Origin of the sequence: Treponema ruminis, assembly GCF_014201975.1 — a bacterium.
GTDB classification, from domain to species: Bacteria; Spirochaetota; Spirochaetia; order Treponematales; family Treponemataceae; genus Treponema_D; species Treponema_D ruminis.
In genome coordinates this window covers 219,931-236,938 of record NZ_JACHFQ010000005.1, presented here as the reverse complement: position 1 = coordinate 236,938, position 17,008 = coordinate 219,931, and the positions used below count along the sequence as shown (strand labels likewise).

Sequence of the window (17,008 nt, the reverse complement as noted above, 5' to 3'; positions counted from 1 at the left end):
AAGGTTTAATCCTGATAAAGGCAGTATTTAATGAGATAAGGCTCCCGGCTGATTCACTATTGGATTCCAGCTGGGAGTTTTTTTCTTTTCTTTTCCTATGCAAACTTTTCTAAGTATGATAAAATAGGTGCATGGGTTATGATAGAAAAGAAGACGGACTGAGGACAGACGGCTCAAAAGGTCATGTCCTGGTTGCGGATGACGCTCCCTTTATTACGAAGCAAATCTCAAAAATGCTCACTGATGACGGCTTCCTTGTTGTTGACGTCCTTCATAACGGTGAGGATTTAATCAAAGTCTATAAAGAAAAATATCCTGACATCGATTTGGTCACTCTTGATATTACCATGCCCAAAATGGATGGAATCACCACTTTAGAGCAGATTCTTGCTTTTGATAAGGACGCACATGTAGTCATGGTAACTGCCAACGACAACACATCTGTAGTCCGCAAGGCAATCGCCCTTGGAGCCAAGAATTTTATTGTAAAACCGCTTAAACCCGAAGCTGTTCTTTCCCGACTCAGATCTTCCGTAAGAAAATGAACGCACTGGAAGTACGCAATCTCACAAAAACATTTGGCTCAACTCTAGCCAATAACGACATTTCTCTTGAATTAAGAAAAGGCGAAATCCTTGCCCTTTTGGGTGAAAACGGCAGCGGAAAAAGCACTTTTGTTAATCAGCTGGCAGGAATTTACGCACCGGAAAGCGGTGAAATTTTCATTGACGGTAAAAAGGTTGAATTCAAGTCTCCTCAGGATGCAATTTCTGCCGGAGTCGGCATGGTCCATCAGCATTTCAAGCTTGTTGAGGTCATGAGCGCCCTTGAAAACATCACTTTGGGCGAAAAAGCAGCCGGTTTCTTTGTCAAAAAGCAGGTTCTCTTCGAAAAAATCAATGAGATTCAAAATAAATTCGGCTTCTCAATCGATTTGAACCGCAAACTTTACGAAATGTCGGTCTCAGAAAAGCAGACCGTCGAAATCATTAAGATTTTATACCAGGGTGCAAGAATTTTAATCCTTGACGAACCCACAGCCGTCCTTACTCCTCAGGAAACAGAAAAGCTTTTTGCAGTCCTGCGCCGTATGAAGGAAAACGGCTGTTCAATCATCATAATCACTCACAAGCTCAACGAAGTCATGGAAATTTCTGACCGGGTTGCCGTCATGCGAAAGGGCGAAAACGCTGGCCTGGTCGAAACCAGCTCATGCACCGAAAAATCTCTTGCCCGCCTCATGCTTGGCGGCAAATTTGACTACAAGGTTACCCGTGTAGCGGCCGGAAGAAGCCAGAATCCTGTTCTTGTGGTTAAAAATCTTTCCAGCAAAAACGCCTACGGCAAAAAATCCCTGGACAACCTCAACTTCGACCTTTATGGCGGTGAAATTCTGGGTGTTGCAGGAATCGTCGGTTCCGGTCAGAAGGAACTTTGCGAAAGCCTGACAGGCCTTCTTCGTGTTGAAAACGGCGAGGCAATCTTCCAGAACCAGAATTTGCTCAAGCTTTCACCAATCGAAATCAAAAAGCTCGGTGTCCGCATGAATTTCGTTCCGGAAGACAGGCTTGGAATGGGTCTTGCAGCCGGCCTCGACATCACCGAAAACGTAATGATGCGCTCTTATTCCGAAGAATCTCATTTCTTCCTTGACCGCAAGAAGGGCAGCGAGCTTGCAACGGACATTGTTGAACGCTACGCAATTTCAACTCCTTCAATCCATAATCCGGTACGCCAGCTTTCCGGCGGCAATATCCAGAAGGTTTTGCTGGGCCGTGAGCTTGAAATGCACCCGAAATTCCTGATTGTAGCCTATCCTTTCCGCGGCCTCGACGTGGGAGCTACAAACAACATAATCAACATGCTCAACGAGCAGAAAAAGAAGGGCGTGGCAATCCTTTTGATTGGCGAGGACATAGACCAGCTCTGCGCCCTCTGTGACCGCCTTATGGTAATTCACGACGGTTCAATCAAGGGCATAGTCAACCCGGAGCAAACGTCAAAGGAAAATATCGGCCTGATGATGATGGGAAAATCAGTTCCAGCGGAAAAGGAGGATGGAAATGCTTAGAATCGCAATGCAGAAATCGCTTTCTCAAAAGCAGAAAGTCCTCGTCCGCACGGCTGCTGTTTTTTCGGCAATCGTCTGCTCCATGCTGGTACTTGTCTTTATGGGGCTTAACCCCTTCAAGGTTTATGCGAATATTTTTTCGGGCTGTTTTGGCACTTTCTACCGTTTCAAGCAGGTCGTTTACAAGGCTGTTCCGCTCACAATCCTTTCGCTGGGCTGTTGTGTAGCCTTCAAAATGAAATTCTGGAATATCGGGGCTGAAGGTCAGTTCTACATGGGAGCTTTTGCGGCAACCTGGGCTTTCATGCTTTTTCCAAATGCTCCGGCGGTAATTCTCCTTCCTGTAATGGCTATTTTTGCCCTTATTGCAGGCGGCATCTTTGCCCTGATTCCGGCAGCCCTCAAAATCAAGTGGGGAACAAGTGAAACCCTGGTCACCCTCATGCTCAACTATGTGGCTCAAAAATGGGTAAGTTACCTCAAGTACAGCTATCTTCCATGGCGTGACCCTCATGGCGGCGGTTCACCAAAAATCATCAATTTTTCAGATAATGCGGTTCTTCCAAATCTTTTCGGAATCCACATCGGCTGGCTGATTGCAGTCTTTCTTGTAGTGGCCATGTACTTTTTATTGAAGAAAACTAAGTTCGGATACGAAGTTTCGGTCATCGGCGAAAGTTTTGACACAGCCCGTTATGCAGGAATCAACGTGAGCCGCACGATTGTAATCGCCGTAGTTCTTTCAGGCGGTCTCTGTGCCCTTGCAGGAATGATTCAGGCCAGCGCAATCGAACATTCCCTCACGGATAACATGTCCAACGGAATGGGCTTTACTGCCGTCATCACAACCTGGCTCAGCCAGCTTGATCCTCTGATTTCACTTCTTGTTTCATTTGTATTCAGTGTCCTTTTGCAGGGCGGAAGCTATCTGCAGACTTCAATGGGAGTTCCTGCCAGCATGGGCACGATTATTCAGACAATCATCATTTTCTTCGTTCTGGGAAGTGAATTCTTTGTGCGCTATCGTTTTGTATTTGAGAAAAAGGGGAGCGGAAAATGATTTTAGCTATTGCCTTGTTTTTGCAGGTTGCCGTTCAGACAGGAACCCACATTCTTTACGGAATCCTGGGCGGAATTCTTTTTGAAAAATCTGGCCAGACAAACCTGGGTACTGAAGGAATGATGCTCTTGGGCGCGGCTTTCGGATATCTTGCCGGAAGCACAATCGGAAATCCCCTGCTTTCAGTTCTTTTTGCAGGTCTTGCGGGTAGTGCCGGAGCCTTTATTTACGCCTTCATCACGATTACCCTTCGCGGCAATCAGATTGTCACAGGCCTTGTCCTTACAACTTTTGGAACTGGTGTCGCAAGCTTCATGGGAAAATATCTTGCGGCTTCTCCGTTAAAATCTTCTATTAAAAGTGCATTTTCTGCCATTTCAATTCCCGGCCTTTCAAAAATTCCTCTTTTTGGAAAAATGCTTTTTGAGCAGGGGATTTACGTCTGGATTTCCCTTCTTTTTGCCTTTATCCTCTGGGCTTATTACCGCTACACCCGCTGGGGCCTGAACATCCGGGCAATCGGTGAAAATCCAGCGGCTGCCGATGCTTCCGGAATAAATGTCACTCTCTATAAATACATTCATGTTCTGGTGGGCGGATTTTTGTGCGGTCTTGGCGGAGCCTATCTCTCCCTTGCCTTTGTCGGTCAGTGGCAGGAGAACATTACGGCTGGTGCAGGCTGGATTTCAGTCGCCTTCGTAATCTTCTGTACCTGGAGTCCTTTAAAGGCGATTTTTTGCGCCTGGGCTTTCGGTGCCCTGAGTTCCCTTGCCTTAAAGTGCCAGTCTGTTCCGATTTTCGGTCACATTATCCCGGGTCAGCTTTTGGACATGATTCCTTACATTGCTACGGTCGTCGTGCTTGTCTTGATGGGCCTGCATTTCAAAAAGGAGAATCAGGGACCTGCCGCTTTGGGTATCAGTTTCTTCCGAGAAGAGCGATAAATATGCTTTTTCTGAGAAAAAATGAGAAAGAACTTATAAATCATCTTTTTAAGAGTATTCTAAATACAGAAACGTATAATGAAAAAAACTGATAGAGGTACTATTAAAAAATGAGCTTTAAGGCATTTCTTTCGTATTTTTTCGGAGTAATTGCAATGTTACTCGGCAGTAAATTTTACCTGCAGTCAAGGTCAGCTTTTTTGTTTATTTTGCTGCTGCTTGGCGGCTTTTGTATCAGCCAGATAACATGCTTTATAATCCACATGTATTGCAAGTTAAAAAATGATATGGAAAACCCACCGGTTCCGGCTCAGAATTATGCTGAATCTTTCGCCAAAGATGCTCCAAGGGCAAATTCCATAAAAATTTCTTCTATATATTAATAAAAAAAACAACCGCCTGCAGAGGCAAGCGGCTGGTAAAATCTAAAATCAGTAGTTATTCTTTTTAACTTCAAAGAAGCTCTGTGGATGCATACAAACAGGACATGCGCCCGGAGCTTTTTTGCCGACTACGATGTGACCGCAGTTTGCGCACTGCCAGATTACATCGCCGTCCTTGCTGAATACCTTTTCACCCGTTACATTGTCGAGCAGTTTTCGGTAGCGCTCTTCGTGCTCTTTTTCGATGGCACCGACCATTTCAAAAAGTTTTGCGATGCGTGGGAAGCCTTCTTCGGCTGCCGTTTTTGCAAATCCTGCGTACATGTCAGTCCATTCGTAGTTTTCGCCGTCTGCCGCATCCTTTAAGTTGTCAACTGTTGACGGAACTTCTCCGTTGTGGAGCAGCTTGAACCAGATTTTTGCGTGTTCCTTTTCGTTGCGTGCTGTTTCCTCAAAAATGTCTGCGATCTGCTCGAATCCGTCTTTGCGTGCTTTGCTTGCGTAGTAAGTGTATTTGTTGCGGGCCTGAGATTCACCTGCGAAAGCTGTCTGTAAATTTTTTTCGGTCTGAGTTCCCTTAATATTTTCCATTTTAGTACCTCCTGGAAAAATAAGATTATTTAATTCTAAATGAGAATTTTGAAAAGTCAAATAAAAAATTGAATTTATCTTATAAAATTCCCTTTTCCTTTTTTTTTATCCTTTCTTTTTTTATTGAATTATTCCTCATCCATAGTAGAATTATGTAATTAATAGAAGGAAGTTGTTTTGGATAAAGCCTCATTGACTGACATTATCAAATCCGCAAAAGGCGAAGAAAAAGCCGATCTGGTCATTAAAAACTGCCATGTCGTAAACGTGTTTTCTTCCCAGATAATCAAGGCAGACATAGCCATTAGGGACGGAGTCATTGCAGGAATCGGAAGCTACTCAGGAAAATCAGAAATCGATGCGGCAGGAGCTTACGCAATTCCAGGCTTAATCGAAAGTCATATCCATATTGAATCATCATTTGTTACGCCTGAGGAATTCGGACGGATGGCAGTCCCTCTTGGAACCACGACGGTTATTGCAGATCCCCACGAAATTACAAACGTCTGTGGCTTGAAGGGCTTTTTCTACATGATGGAAGCCGCCAAAAATACAGCCCTGGACATAAAATTCATGGTTCCTTCCTGCGTTCCGGCAACCCCTTTTGAAGATTCCGGCGCAGTTTTAAACTCGGAGGAAATCGAAAAGGTCATAAACAATCCCGATGTACTTGGACTTGGTGAGCTGATGAATTATCCGGGAGTTTTGAATTGTGATGATGAAGTTCTGAATAAGATTCTGCTTGCAAAAAAATACAATAAGATAATCGATGGTCATGCCCCGGGAGTGGTCGGCCTGGACCGGCAGGCTTATATCAGCTGCGGCGTAAAAACTGACCATGAATGTTCGACAATTCAGGAGATGCAGGAATCCTTGCAAAATGGAATGTACGTCGAGCTTCGAGACGGTTCTGCCTGCCATGATCTTGAAAACCTGATTCCGGGAATAACAAAAGAAAATTCCCGCCGCCTCCTGCTATGCTCCGATGACCGCCAGCCGGTGACCTTCCACATAAAAGGGGACATCAACAATCACCTGAAGCTATGCGTTTCCAAAGGTATCGACCCGATAACTGCAATTCAGATGGGAAGCCTTAACGCCGCTGAGTGTTACCGCCTTTATGACCGCGGTGCCCTTGCGCCGGGCTTGAGGGCGGACATTGTGCTTGTGGGGGATTTAAAGAATTTTGAGGCAAAAAAAGTATTCATCCAAGGCGAGCTTGTTGCAGAAGACGGAAAATATCTTAAGGAAGTAAAGCGGGCTTCAATTTCTGATGTGAGCGGAAGCGTAAAAGTTGCAGGTTTTTCAAGGGAAAGACTGACCGTTCATCTTGCAGATAAAAAATCAAAGTGCAGGGTTCATGTGATTGAAATAAGCCCTGGCAGCATAGTCACTAAAAATTCGATTGAAGAAGTGACTACAGACGAGGAAGGAAATTTTCTTCACGACCCGGAAAAGGATATTTCAAAAATCGCCGTGATTGAGCGTCACCACAAAAGCGGAAATATCGGACTTGGGCTTTTGAAAAATTACGGAATCAAAGATGGTGCGATTGCAATTACCATAGCCCATGATTCCCATAATATTATCTGTGTCGGAACTGATGATGCCCAGATGGAAACTGCCGTAAAGGCCCTTATCGAGCAGAAGGGCGGAATTGTTCTTGTCTCAAAAAACAAGGTGATTGAAAGACTTGAGCTTCCGGTCGCAGGACTTATGAGCGACAGGGATGCTGACTGGGTTCAGGAAAAACTTGCAAAAATCAACCAGGCGGCTTTTGAAATTCTTGGAATTAACCGCGAGATTGAGCCTGTTTCTACCCTCTGCTTTATGGCCCTGCCCGTAATTCCTGAAATCAAAATCACCGACAAAGGTCTTTTTGACGTAAAAGAATTCAAGTTTATCGATATTCTGGATTAGGCGGCAGCCCCAGGAGAGAGGGTAGCGGAAAAGCCGCAGGCTTTGTAGCGAGGGAGAGACTTCTCCCTCCTTGAATAAAATTTATTTTCAAATTCCCCTTTAGTCACATTGAAGAACTCTCTTAAATCTTCTATAATTATATCCAAATTCTATTTTTACGTAATCATATCCGTTGGAGGAATTATGACAATCGCTGAAATGCTTAACCAGAGTATTATCCTTACTCTGCTTGGTATGTGTGTTGTTTTCAGCTTCCTGGTCATCATGATTGTCTGTATGAACGGGCTTCGTATTTTCGTTCATGCTGCAGGTCTTGACAAAGAGGAACCGAAAGCAGATGTTGCGTCAGCACCGGCTGCCGCTGTAGACCAAAAAGCAATCGTTGCTGCTATCGCAACTGCATTGCACGAAAAGAACTAATAGGGGATAAAAAATGGCAAAGAAAATTGGTATTTCTGAACTTGTTTTGCGTGATGCTACACAGTCTCTTCACGCTACTCGTATGACTTTGGCAGATATGCTGCCAATCGCTCCAAAAATTGACAAAATCGGTTACTGGGCTGCTGAGGCTTGGGGTGGAGCAACTTATGACTCTTGTATCCGCTTCCTTAACGAAGATCCATGGGAGCGCCTCCGCAAATTGCACGCTGCAATGCCAAACACAAAAATCATGATGCTCTTGCGCGGTCAGAACCTTCTCGGATACCGCCACTATGCAGACGATGTTGTTGACAAGTTCGTTGAGTACGCTTCTAAAAACGGCGTTGACGTATTCCGAATCTTCGATGCTTGTAACGACCCACGCAACCTCGAGCGCGCTACAAAAGCTGCAAAAGCTACTGGAAAGCACGTTCAGATGGCTATTTCATACGCTACAACTCCATATCACACAAAAGAAATCTATGCTGACTTGGCAAAAACATACGCTGACTTCGGTGCAGACTCTATCTGTATCAAAGATATGTCTGGTTTGCTCAAGCCATTCGAGGCTTATGATCTCGTAAAGGCAATCAAATCTAAGGTTGACCTTCCTGTTGAGATTCACTCTCACGCTACAACTGGTCTTTCAGTTGCAACTCTCCTCAAGGCTGCTGAGGCTGGTGCTGACGTTCTCGATACAGCAATTTCTGCTATGGCTATGGGTACTTCTCACTCACCAACAGAAACTGTTGTTGAGATGCTCAAAGGTACAGACTTCGACACAGGCCTCGACATTTCTGCTTTGCTCGAAATCGCTGCTTACTTCCGCGATATCCGCAAGCACTATGCTTCACTCGAGTCTAAATTCCTCGGTGCAGATACACGAATCCTCAAATCACAGGTTCCAGGCGGCATGCTCTCTAACCTCGAAAGCCAGCTCAAACAGCAGGGCGCTTCTGACAAAATCGACCAGGTTCTCGCAGAGCTCCCACTCGTTCAGAAAGACGTCGGATACGTTCCACTTGTTACACCAACATCACAGATCGTTGGTACACAGGCTGTATTCAACGTACTCTTCGGACGCTACGAGCGCATGACAGGTGAGTTCCGTGACCTTCTCGTTGGAAAATACGGTAAATTGCCAGCTGCTCCAAACGCAGACCTCGTTAAAAAGGCTCTCGAGCAGAACAAAATGGACGAAGCTATCACTTGCCGCCCGGCAGACAAAATTGAACCGGAATGGGACAAAATGGTCGAAGAGGCAAAGGCAAACGGTGGCAACGGCTCTGTAGAGGACGTCCTCACATACGCTATGTTCCCGAAAGTAGCTACAAAATTCTTCGAGACTCGTGCAAACGGTCCTGTTGATGCAGAGAAAACATTCGGTGTTAAAGAGGCTCCAAAAGCAGCTTCTGGCAACGGTTCATACACAGTTACAGTTAACGGAACAAGCTACAACGTTCAGTCTAACGGCGACACAGTTACAGTTGACGGAACTCCATACAACGTTACATTCGGTGCAGCATCTGCAGCTCCTGCAGCAGCTCCAGTTTCAGTTGGTGGCGTAGACGTTAAGGCTCCTGTTGCTGGTACTCTCCTCAAACAGTGCTTCGCTAACGGAACAAAAGTTACAAAAGGTCAGACAATCATCATCGTTGAATCAATGAAGATGGAGCTTGAGGTTAAAGCTTCTGACGACGGTACAATCACATACACAGTTCCAACAGGAACACAGATTACAGCTGGTCAGACAATCGCTACTATCGGCGGTGTTGTTAAGGCAGCTCCAGCTCCAGCCGCAGCCCCTGCAGCAAGTGCAGCTCCGGCAGCCGCAGCTCCAGCTGGTGGAAAACCTGTTAACGCTCCTGTTGCTGGTACACTCCTCAAATATGCAGTTGCAGAGGGTGCTTCCGTTCAGGCTGACACAACAGTCGTAATCATCGAATCTATGAAGATGGAACTTGAAATCAAGGCTGGTGCAGCTGGTAAAATCCACTTCACAGCTCCAACAGGCTCACAGGTAACAGCAGGTCAGGCTGTTGCTTCTGTTCAGTAATAAGAGGATTGAATAGAAATGATTGATTTGAACAACAACTTTAAGAAAAAGGTCTTCGGCGTTACTCTTGCCATCATGGCAATTGCTTTCGTTGTAAGCACAGGCTCTAAAGTTCTCGCTCAGACAGCTTCTGATTCAACAGAGGTAACAGCTCCTGTTGCTGCTGTAGAAGTTGAGTCTGGCCACGGTCTTAACCGCGTAATCAAGGGAACTGAGAAATGGGGCGAAGAGCACAACATCGACCCGCTCAAATTCGTCCAGAATATCGGTAAATCAACTGGTATCTATCAGATTTTGAACCAGAAAAGAGAAGCTCCAAAGGCTGAGTTCAAGGCTCCTGTTGAAGAAGCTAAAGAAATCGACTGGGGTACAGCTCCTGGCTGGCAGTCACTCATCATGATCGCTGTCGGCTTCCTTATCGTTTATCTCGCTGTAGGTAAAGGATTTGAGCCACTTCTTCTGATTCCAATCGGATTCGGTACAATTCTCGTAAACATCGTTGGTGCTAAAATGGGTGACTTGCCGGACGGTATGCTCGCAATCATCTATCACGCTGGTGTAGGCAACGAGTTCTTCCCGATGCTCATCTTCATGGGTATTGGTGCCATGACAGACTTCGGTCCGCTCATTGCTAACCCAAAAACAGCTATCCTCGGTGGTGCTGCTCAGTTTGGTGTATTCTTCACATTGTTCGGCGTTGCAGTTATGAACCTCTTCGGCCTCAACTACAACATTATGCAGGCTTGTGCCATCGGTATCATCGGTGGTGCAGACGGCCCGACATCAATCTACGTTTCTGGTAAACTTGCTCCAGAGTTGATGGGTGTAATCGCCGTTGCAGCTTACTCTTACATGGCTCTCGTTCCGATGATTCAGCCTCCAATCATGAAGCTCCTTACATCTAAGAAAGAGCGCCTTATCAAGATGCCAAACCCACGCGCTGTTCCAAAAATGGAGAAGGTTTTGTTCCCTCTCATGCTCTTGATCCTTACAATCCTCTTGTTGCCTCCTGCAGCTCCACTTATCGGTATGCTCGCATTCGGTAACTTCGTAAAGGAGTCTGGTGCTGCTCAGCGTCTTTCTAAGACAATGGAAAATGAATTGATGAACATCGTTTCAATCGTTCTTTCTTTGGGCGTAGGTTCACAGATGACTCCAGAGAAAATCATCAAGGGTGAGTCTGTTGGTATCATCGTTCCTGGTTTGATCGCATTCGCTGTAGCTACAGCCGGCGGTTTGTGCATGGCAAAAGTCATGAACCTCTTCCTTCCAAAAGGAAAGAAAATCAATCCGCTCATCGGTTCAGCTGGTGTATCAGCAGTTCCAATGGCAGCCCGTGTTGCAAACAAGGTTGGTCAGTCAGAAGATCCATCAAACTTCCTCCTCATGAACGCTATGGGTCCAAACGTATCAGGCGTTATCGGAACCGCAATGGCAGCCGGTGTATTCATCGCAACATATGGTGGGTTGCGATAGCACCCCACCATATAGCGGTATCCGCTAAATAAATAAACCACAGATGTGCACAGTTTTTAATGCGTGTCATCTGTGGTTATTTTTTTGTTCTTATCTCTGAAATCTTACTTCGACTTCCTTGAATCCTGCGGCGTAGAGGATTGATTCGATTATTTTTATTGTCTGTGATTCGCCTTCTTTTAAAAATCCTGTTTCCAAAATCTGAATTGATGCCGTGTCCTGGTTGTGCCTGATTTCTTCCATTATCTCTTTGATTGAAATTGATACAAAAATGCTTTTGCTTTCGTCGAAGACTTCGATGCTTGAAATGTCGTTTGACAGGACTTCGAGGGCCGGGAGGATTACTTTTACGCTCCTGCCACGGTCAGAGACTTTGACCTGAGATTTTGATATGTCTGAAATGCCGCCCCGGATTACGCCTGAATATTTTACTATGCTGAAGGTCTTTGCGAAGCCCGCGATTCTGGTCTTTTTGATGGAGATTATGTCGGAATAGGTGTTTTTGACTGTGACCAGTTCCGCGCATTTTTCGAGTTCCCGGAATACGATGGCAGAGGATTTTTCGGTCTTTATTTCACCAAGCTTTTGCCAGCTGAATTTTCCGCCGAAGAAGAGAGCTGCAAGCAGGGCTAAAATCAGGATTATTTTCGTAAGAATTTTGCAGACTGATTTTGTGAGGAGATTTAAAATCTTTGCTTCTTTTTCGATTTTCCTGTCTTTCTTTTCTTTTGCCTTTTTCATGCTTTATCCTCGATTCTTCTTTAAATTTAGCTTAATCTATTGTACAATATAAATATGGCAAATGAAAAGGTAGCACTTTCACAGGATGAAGTAGATAAACTTTTGGGGCTGGTATCATCAGCGGCTCCTGAACAGAAGGTCGAAAAAAAGGAATATAAGGTAGATTCTTTCCTCAGCGAGCAGCAGCTTTCTGAGCTCCGCGAGGTTTGCAAGAACGTCTATAAATATTTCAAACTTTCTCTCCGCAAGAAATTCGGTGAGCCAAAAATCCGTAAGCTTACAATTACGTCGCTGGATCATCAGAACATCAACGATTTTTTTGATTCAGTTACTGACAATGATTTCATTTACGAGGCCAAATTCGGCAGGGCAAAGGCATACATCAAGTTGGATTCATTTTTGTTCGGCGCGCTTTCGGGCATGAAGATTGACACAAAGCACAAGATCAACGTGTTCCAGTCCGAAGTTCTCAAAGAATTTGTCGCCTGCTTTTTGGTTGAGGGTTTTGCCAGGCAGCTTGATAAAGCTCACAAAATTGCAGTCACTTCGCTTTTCGAAAAAAACAAAAATTCTTTCCGCAAGGGTAAGACGGGCGTCTGCGTTTCAATCAACTGGAACGAGAACCTTCATTCATTTGGAATCGAAAAAGTTTTTCTTTCAAAAGAGTTGATTGAAGCCATGCGGGCTGTTTCGTAATCCTTAACTTTTGTGATATAATTCCGATAATATAAGCGAAAATCTTTTTTTCTGTGGGGATAAAAAATGGCTCGTGGAAACGGTGGTATCGGAAAATCAATCTTTCTTCTTATTTTGATCATAATTCTCGTTTTGGGCGGTCTTTTGTGGTTTGACTACCTTGGTGTAATTCATGCCAAAAAGGTTTTTGCTCCTGTCTATAAATTATTTGGCCTTGCGCCTCAGACTTCGGTAACTGCAACGACTTCAAAACCGCTCACGGCCGACTTGGACGAGGACCGGCTTGCAAAAAGAATCGAAGCCCTCGACATCCGCACTCAGGAACTTGACAAGCGCGAGGGTGACATTAAAAAGGTCGAAGAGCAGAACGAGGCAATCGCAAAGGAACTTGAAGACCGAAAGAATTCACAGGACGAGCGTGAAAAGACCTTCAACAATCAGGTCAAAAAATATGATGACCGAAATGTCAATATCGAGACAATTGCTTCCTATTTAAACAGTATGCCTCCAAAAACTGCCGTCGAAGAACTTCTTTCTCATGACGATCAGGATATTATCGATATTCTCCGCAAGGCTGACGAAATGGCGGCTGCAAGCAAGCAGACTTCGCTTTCTTCAGTTTGGCTCATGAACATGCCAGCTGACAGGGCTGCGACAATCCAGCGAAAAATGGCAAACAAGCCTGAAAGTCTGGATTAAAATCAGCTTCTTTTTATAAAACTTACATTTATATCAAATCTTTCCTTAACAATTTCCCGGAAATTCCGATGATAGAAGGGTAGAAATCAAAAAGTTTGCGTGGGTGGCTAGTGGGCGCAGGCTTTCGGTTTTACGGGAGACAAAGCATGAATATACTTTCAATTTCTCAAGTACAGACCCAGGCTTCTCAGGCTGATTTCGCGCAGGAGCTTTCACAGAGTCAGAGAACTTCTTCCAGCGAAAAAGCTTCTTTTGCGGATTTGCTTCGTGATGCAAGAAAGGCCGACTCAGCTTCAGAATCTGTAAAAAGTGAAAAAACAGAAGAGAAAGCTGCAGTTGAATCAGAAAAAATTGCAAGAAATGACGAAAATGCCGATTCTTCAAAAATTTCTGATAAAAACGAAGAGAAAGTTTCTGAGAAGAATGAGAAATCTGAAAAACTGACCCAGAGAAAATCTTCCGACGAAGAAAAAAGTGAAGAAAATTTAAAAAATCTCGCTAAGACTAACGAAGACGGTCAAATCCTTTCTGCTCACGGCATGAATCTTTCGGAAAATTACAGAATCCGGACAATTTCAGCAAAAAATGAAAATGAAGCTTCGATCGAGTCTCTTGAAGGACTTGCTGAAAATCCTGAGATTGACGACAAAATGCTTGCATGGCTTGTCGCTTCATCGAAAGATGCTGAGAACGAAGACATTTCTAACGAAGATTTCTCCGCCCTCATTGACGCCGCAGTTGAATTCATTCCTGGCGAGGAATCTGAGGAAGAAAAACTTGAAATCGCGCAGAATCTTGCTGTAAGCGATCCGAAACTTTTCCTTGAGGCCGTTGAAAATGCCGAACCTGTGGCAAGGGGGGCGGTAAAAAGTGAGCTGGCTCTAGATGACAGAAAAATCGCTTCAAATGAAAAGAAGTCTGATTCAAAAATTTCAGTTCACGATTTGAGGACTCATCACTTGCTTGATGAAAGTGAGTCAAAAATCGCTTCGGACAAAATCGTTCAGAAGGCTGCTGAGAAAAAGGAAATCAATCTTTCAATGCAGAAGCAGGCTGACGGCAATATCCAGATGACCATGGAGCTTGCGGCAAAGGCTGAGCAGAACATCACTTCTTCTTCAGCACAGACGGCCGGGGCATCCGGATCTAACTTCCAGGCAATGCTTTCAAATGCCGTTCAGGAAAATGCTCCTGACTTCGTAAAGGCTGGAAATATCGTCCTTAAAGACAACAATCAGGGCTCGATCAACTTGATTTTGAGGCCGGAGGGCTTGGGCAATGTAAAAATCTCGCTCAACCTCGACGACAAAAATCTTTCTGCCCAGATTATGGTTAACACAAAAGAGGCTATGGAAGCTTTCAAGGAGAGTCTTCCTTCCCTCAAGCAGGCTTTCACCGAAAGCGGATTCGAAACCGGCAGCTTTGACCTGAATTTCTCAAACAACCAGTCGAATCAGCAGGGCTTTGCCCAGGGCGAAAACCAGAATAAGCAGCTCTTCGCACAGAAAAGCTACGGCGAATTCGTAACGCCAAGGTCTCTGGCATCCGAAGCTGCCGCAGATTCTTACGTAGACAATGCTTATGGCATCAATATTGTTGCGTAATCTTCTAAAGTAGCGGTTTTCGATGCCGATATTTGAAGTGTAGCGGATGACGCTACTTGTGGGGTAAAAAATGGAAATGACTGCAACTAACATCAACACAACGATGAGCGCTCAGGACAAGTTCAAGGTCGACAATGTTGTAAACGGATTCAACAAGAAACTCGACGCAGAGCTTCGCCAGGGCAGAGTCGCAAGCAAGGAACTTGGCAAGGACGACTTCCTCAAGCTCCTCATGGCTCAGATGACTAACCAGGATCCGACAAGCCCGATGGAGAACACTGAATTCATCGCGCAGATGGCACAGTTCTCATCTCTCGAGCAGATGACAAACATGAGCCAGAACTTCGAAAGAATGACAGCTATGTTCAATTCAAGCGAGGCACAGAGCCTTCTTGGACGAACGGTTCAGATTGATTTGGGAGCAGAACAGGCAACTACTGGTGTTGTTGAGGCAGCCACACGAGGAAACACCCCGCAGGTTCAGGTGAACGGTATGTTCTACGATATGAATAAAATCAAGACCGTCTACGGTTTCTAAAGTATATAAAAAGAGGGTAGCGATATGATGAGATCACTTTATTCTGGCGTTTCTGGTTTGCAGAATCATCAGACACGAATGGATGTAATCGGCAACAACATTGCCAACGTAAACACAACTGGTTTCAAACGCGGTCGTGTCAACTTTCAGGACATGATCAGCCAGCAGCTCCAGGGAGCCGCAAAACCAACCGAAGAGAAGGGCGGTGTTAACCCTAAAGAAGTCGGCTTGGGTATGACAGTTGCTGCAATCGACACTGTATTCACACAGGGAAACTTGCAGTCAACAGGAATCTCAACTGATATTGCAATTCAGGGCAACGGTTTCTTCATCGAGAAAAGCGGCGAGAAAACATATTACACTCGTGCAGGTGCATTCTCACTCGACCAGAACGGAACACTCGTAAACCCGGCTAACGGTATGCGCGTTCAGGGCTGGATGGCTCGTGAACTCAACGGCGAGATGATCGTTCAGTCTGCTGCAACACCAACAGACCTTACAATCCCTGTAGGTTCAAAAGATCCTGCAAAAGCAACTCAGAACATCAACTTCGCATGTAACTTGAACAAAAACACACCTGAGATTCCAGAAAACCCGACTGAGGCAGACATTGCCAAAGGTACATGGAACACAGAATTCAAAGTATACGACTCATTCGGAAACGAGCATCTTCTTAACGTAAACTTCTCACGCGTTCGTGGAAACCCGAACCAGTGGACAGCTTCTGTTCTCGTTGACCCGGACAATGCAGACTTCACACAGACTCGCGTAGGCTTGGGAACAACAGACGGCGTTGAAAATACATTCACTGTAACTTTCGACAACAACGGAACTTTGGCTTCTGTAACAGATTCAGCAGGAAATGCTTCTAACCCGGACGGAGAAATCATCCTCCAGGCTTCTTACACAGTTCCTGATTCAAATGCTGATGCAGACGGAAATCCATACCGCCAGACAATGAACATCAACCTGGGAACAATCGGAAGCATGATCAACACTGTAACACAGAGCGCTTCAGCTTCTTCAACAAAAGCTTTCTATCAGGACGGCTACACAATGGGCTATCTTGAGAACTTCAAGATTGACTCAACAGGTAAAATCACTGGCGTTTACTCAAACGGCACAAACCGCACACTCGGACAGATTGCCCTTGCAACTTTCGCAAACCAGAATGGTCTTGAGAAAGCCGGTGACAACACATACGTTAAGAGCAACAACTCTGGCGAGGCAAAAATCAACGAGTCTGGCATCGCTGGTGCAGGAAGCCTCTTGGCAGGTGCATTGGAAATGTCAAACGTTGACTTGACCGAGCAGTTCACAGACATGATTGTTACACAGCGCGGCTTCCAGTCAAACGCAAAGACAATCACAACAGCAGATACACTGCTTGAGACTGTACTTTCACTCAAACGATAGGCATCCATGCCTTGACAAGTTTTCATAAATGAAAACTTGCGGTCAACTTGCTTTGTGCCGCGTCCATGCGGCAGATTAGCCTGATTGATAAAAAATATTTGCTAAGGAGTCAGGAAATAGTCCTGGCTCCTATTTTTTTGCAAATTTCATTGCTTATCTATTGACTAAAAATTCTTTTTGATATAATATCCTATTCATTCAGCAATGAACACATGGGCTATTAGCTCAGTAGGTAGAGCACCGCCCTTTTAAGGCGGCTGTCGATGGTTCGAATCCATCATAGCTCATTAAAGTTTCTTTGTTGGAGTTGGGCTATTAGCTCAGTAGGTAGAGCACCGCCCTTTTAAGGCGGCTGTCGATGGTTCGAATCCATCATAGCTCACATAAGGAACA

General features: G+C 45.0%; 15 protein-coding genes and 2 tRNA genes. 15 read left to right on the top strand and 2 right to left on the bottom strand.

Annotation, left to right across the window (positions count from 1 at the left end; genetic code table 11):
- Positions 1-131: 131 nt before the first annotated feature.
- From HNP76_RS08920 to HNP76_RS08905, 4 genes are read left to right on the top strand one after another with little or no spacing between them, the layout of a single operon-like run.
- Positions 132-545 (top strand): response regulator, encoded by a 414-nt coding sequence (locus HNP76_RS08920; RefSeq protein WP_184659631.1) that lies wholly within the window; start codon positions 132-134, stop codon positions 543-545.
- On the top strand, positions 542-2,071 hold the full coding sequence (locus tag HNP76_RS08915) for an ABC transporter ATP-binding protein (RefSeq protein WP_184659629.1): 1,530 nt from the start codon (positions 542-544) through the stop codon (positions 2,069-2,071). Before HNP76_RS08920 ends, HNP76_RS08915 begins: the two co-directional genes overlap by 4 nt.
- Positions 2,064-3,131 (top strand): ABC transporter permease, encoded by a 1,068-nt coding sequence (locus HNP76_RS08910; RefSeq protein ID WP_206173039.1) that lies wholly within the window; start codon positions 2,064-2,066, stop codon positions 3,129-3,131. The genes HNP76_RS08915 and HNP76_RS08910 overlap by 8 nt, the downstream gene beginning before the upstream one ends.
- On the top strand, positions 3,128-4,075 hold the full coding sequence (locus HNP76_RS08905; protein WP_184659625.1) for an ABC transporter permease: 948 nt from the start codon (positions 3,128-3,130) through the stop codon (positions 4,073-4,075). The genes HNP76_RS08910 and HNP76_RS08905 overlap by 4 nt, the downstream gene beginning before the upstream one ends.
- Positions 4,076-4,506: 431 nt before the next feature.
- Here HNP76_RS08905 and rbr read toward each other — a convergent pair whose 3' ends face one another.
- Positions 4,507-5,049, bottom strand: a complete 543-nt coding sequence (gene rbr / locus HNP76_RS08900) for a rubrerythrin (RefSeq protein WP_184659623.1) — start codon at positions 5,047-5,049, stop codon at positions 4,507-4,509.
- 177 nt (positions 5,050-5,226) lie between these two features.
- Between rbr and ade the strand changes: the two genes are divergently transcribed.
- The 4 genes from ade to HNP76_RS08880 all read left to right on the top strand — a co-directional run bounded on the left by ade (position 5,227) and on the right by HNP76_RS08880 (position 10,921).
- Complete coding sequence (gene ade / locus HNP76_RS08895) at positions 5,227-6,969, top strand: adenine deaminase (protein WP_184659621.1); 1,743 nt, start codon at positions 5,227-5,229, stop codon at positions 6,967-6,969.
- Between the two features lie 183 nt (positions 6,970-7,152).
- Positions 7,153-7,389, top strand: coding sequence for an OadG family protein (locus HNP76_RS08890; protein WP_184659619.1), 237 nt, complete (start codon positions 7,153-7,155; stop codon positions 7,387-7,389).
- A gap of 13 nt (positions 7,390-7,402) precedes the next feature.
- A complete protein-coding gene (gene oadA / locus HNP76_RS08885; protein WP_184659617.1) occupies positions 7,403-9,445 on the top strand; it encodes a sodium-extruding oxaloacetate decarboxylase subunit alpha in 2,043 nt (680 codons plus the stop codon).
- A gap of 18 nt (positions 9,446-9,463) precedes the next feature.
- On the top strand, positions 9,464-10,921 hold the full coding sequence (locus tag HNP76_RS08880; protein WP_221301069.1) for a sodium ion-translocating decarboxylase subunit beta: 1,458 nt from the start codon (positions 9,464-9,466) through the stop codon (positions 10,919-10,921).
- A 90-nt stretch (positions 10,922-11,011) separates the two neighbouring features.
- On the opposite strand, the gene HNP76_RS08875 is transcribed toward HNP76_RS08880, so the two are convergent.
- On the bottom strand, positions 11,012-11,662 hold the full coding sequence (locus HNP76_RS08875) for a DUF4230 domain-containing protein (protein ID WP_184659615.1): 651 nt from the start codon (positions 11,660-11,662) through the stop codon (positions 11,012-11,014).
- A gap of 54 nt (positions 11,663-11,716) precedes the next feature.
- Between HNP76_RS08875 and HNP76_RS08870 the strand changes: the two genes are divergently transcribed.
- From HNP76_RS08870 to HNP76_RS08840, 7 genes are all read left to right on the top strand, one after another.
- Positions 11,717-12,358, top strand: a complete 642-nt coding sequence (locus HNP76_RS08870; RefSeq protein WP_184659613.1) for a hypothetical protein — start codon at positions 11,717-11,719, stop codon at positions 12,356-12,358.
- A 66-nt stretch (positions 12,359-12,424) separates the two neighbouring features.
- The gene (locus HNP76_RS08865) at positions 12,425-13,057 is read left to right on the top strand and encodes a periplasmic-type flagellar collar protein FlbB (RefSeq protein ID WP_184659610.1); all 633 of its coding nucleotides are present in this window, start codon (positions 12,425-12,427) and stop codon (positions 13,055-13,057) included.
- 146 nt (positions 13,058-13,203) lie between these two features.
- Positions 13,204-14,661, top strand: coding sequence for a flagellar hook-length control protein FliK (locus tag HNP76_RS08860; RefSeq protein WP_184659608.1), 1,458 nt, complete (start codon positions 13,204-13,206; stop codon positions 14,659-14,661).
- A 70-nt stretch (positions 14,662-14,731) separates the two neighbouring features.
- A complete protein-coding gene (gene flgD, locus HNP76_RS08855; protein WP_184659606.1) occupies positions 14,732-15,199 on the top strand; it encodes a flagellar hook assembly protein FlgD in 468 nt (155 codons plus the stop codon).
- 24 nt (positions 15,200-15,223) lie between these two features.
- A complete protein-coding gene (gene flgE / locus HNP76_RS08850) occupies positions 15,224-16,615 on the top strand; it encodes a flagellar hook protein FlgE (RefSeq protein WP_184659604.1) in 1,392 nt (463 codons plus the stop codon).
- Between the two features lie 214 nt (positions 16,616-16,829).
- Positions 16,830-16,902, top strand: a tRNA-Lys gene (locus HNP76_RS08845).
- Between the two features lie 22 nt (positions 16,903-16,924).
- Positions 16,925-16,997 (top strand) — tRNA-Lys (locus tag HNP76_RS08840).
- Positions 16,998-17,008 lie beyond the last annotated feature (11 nt).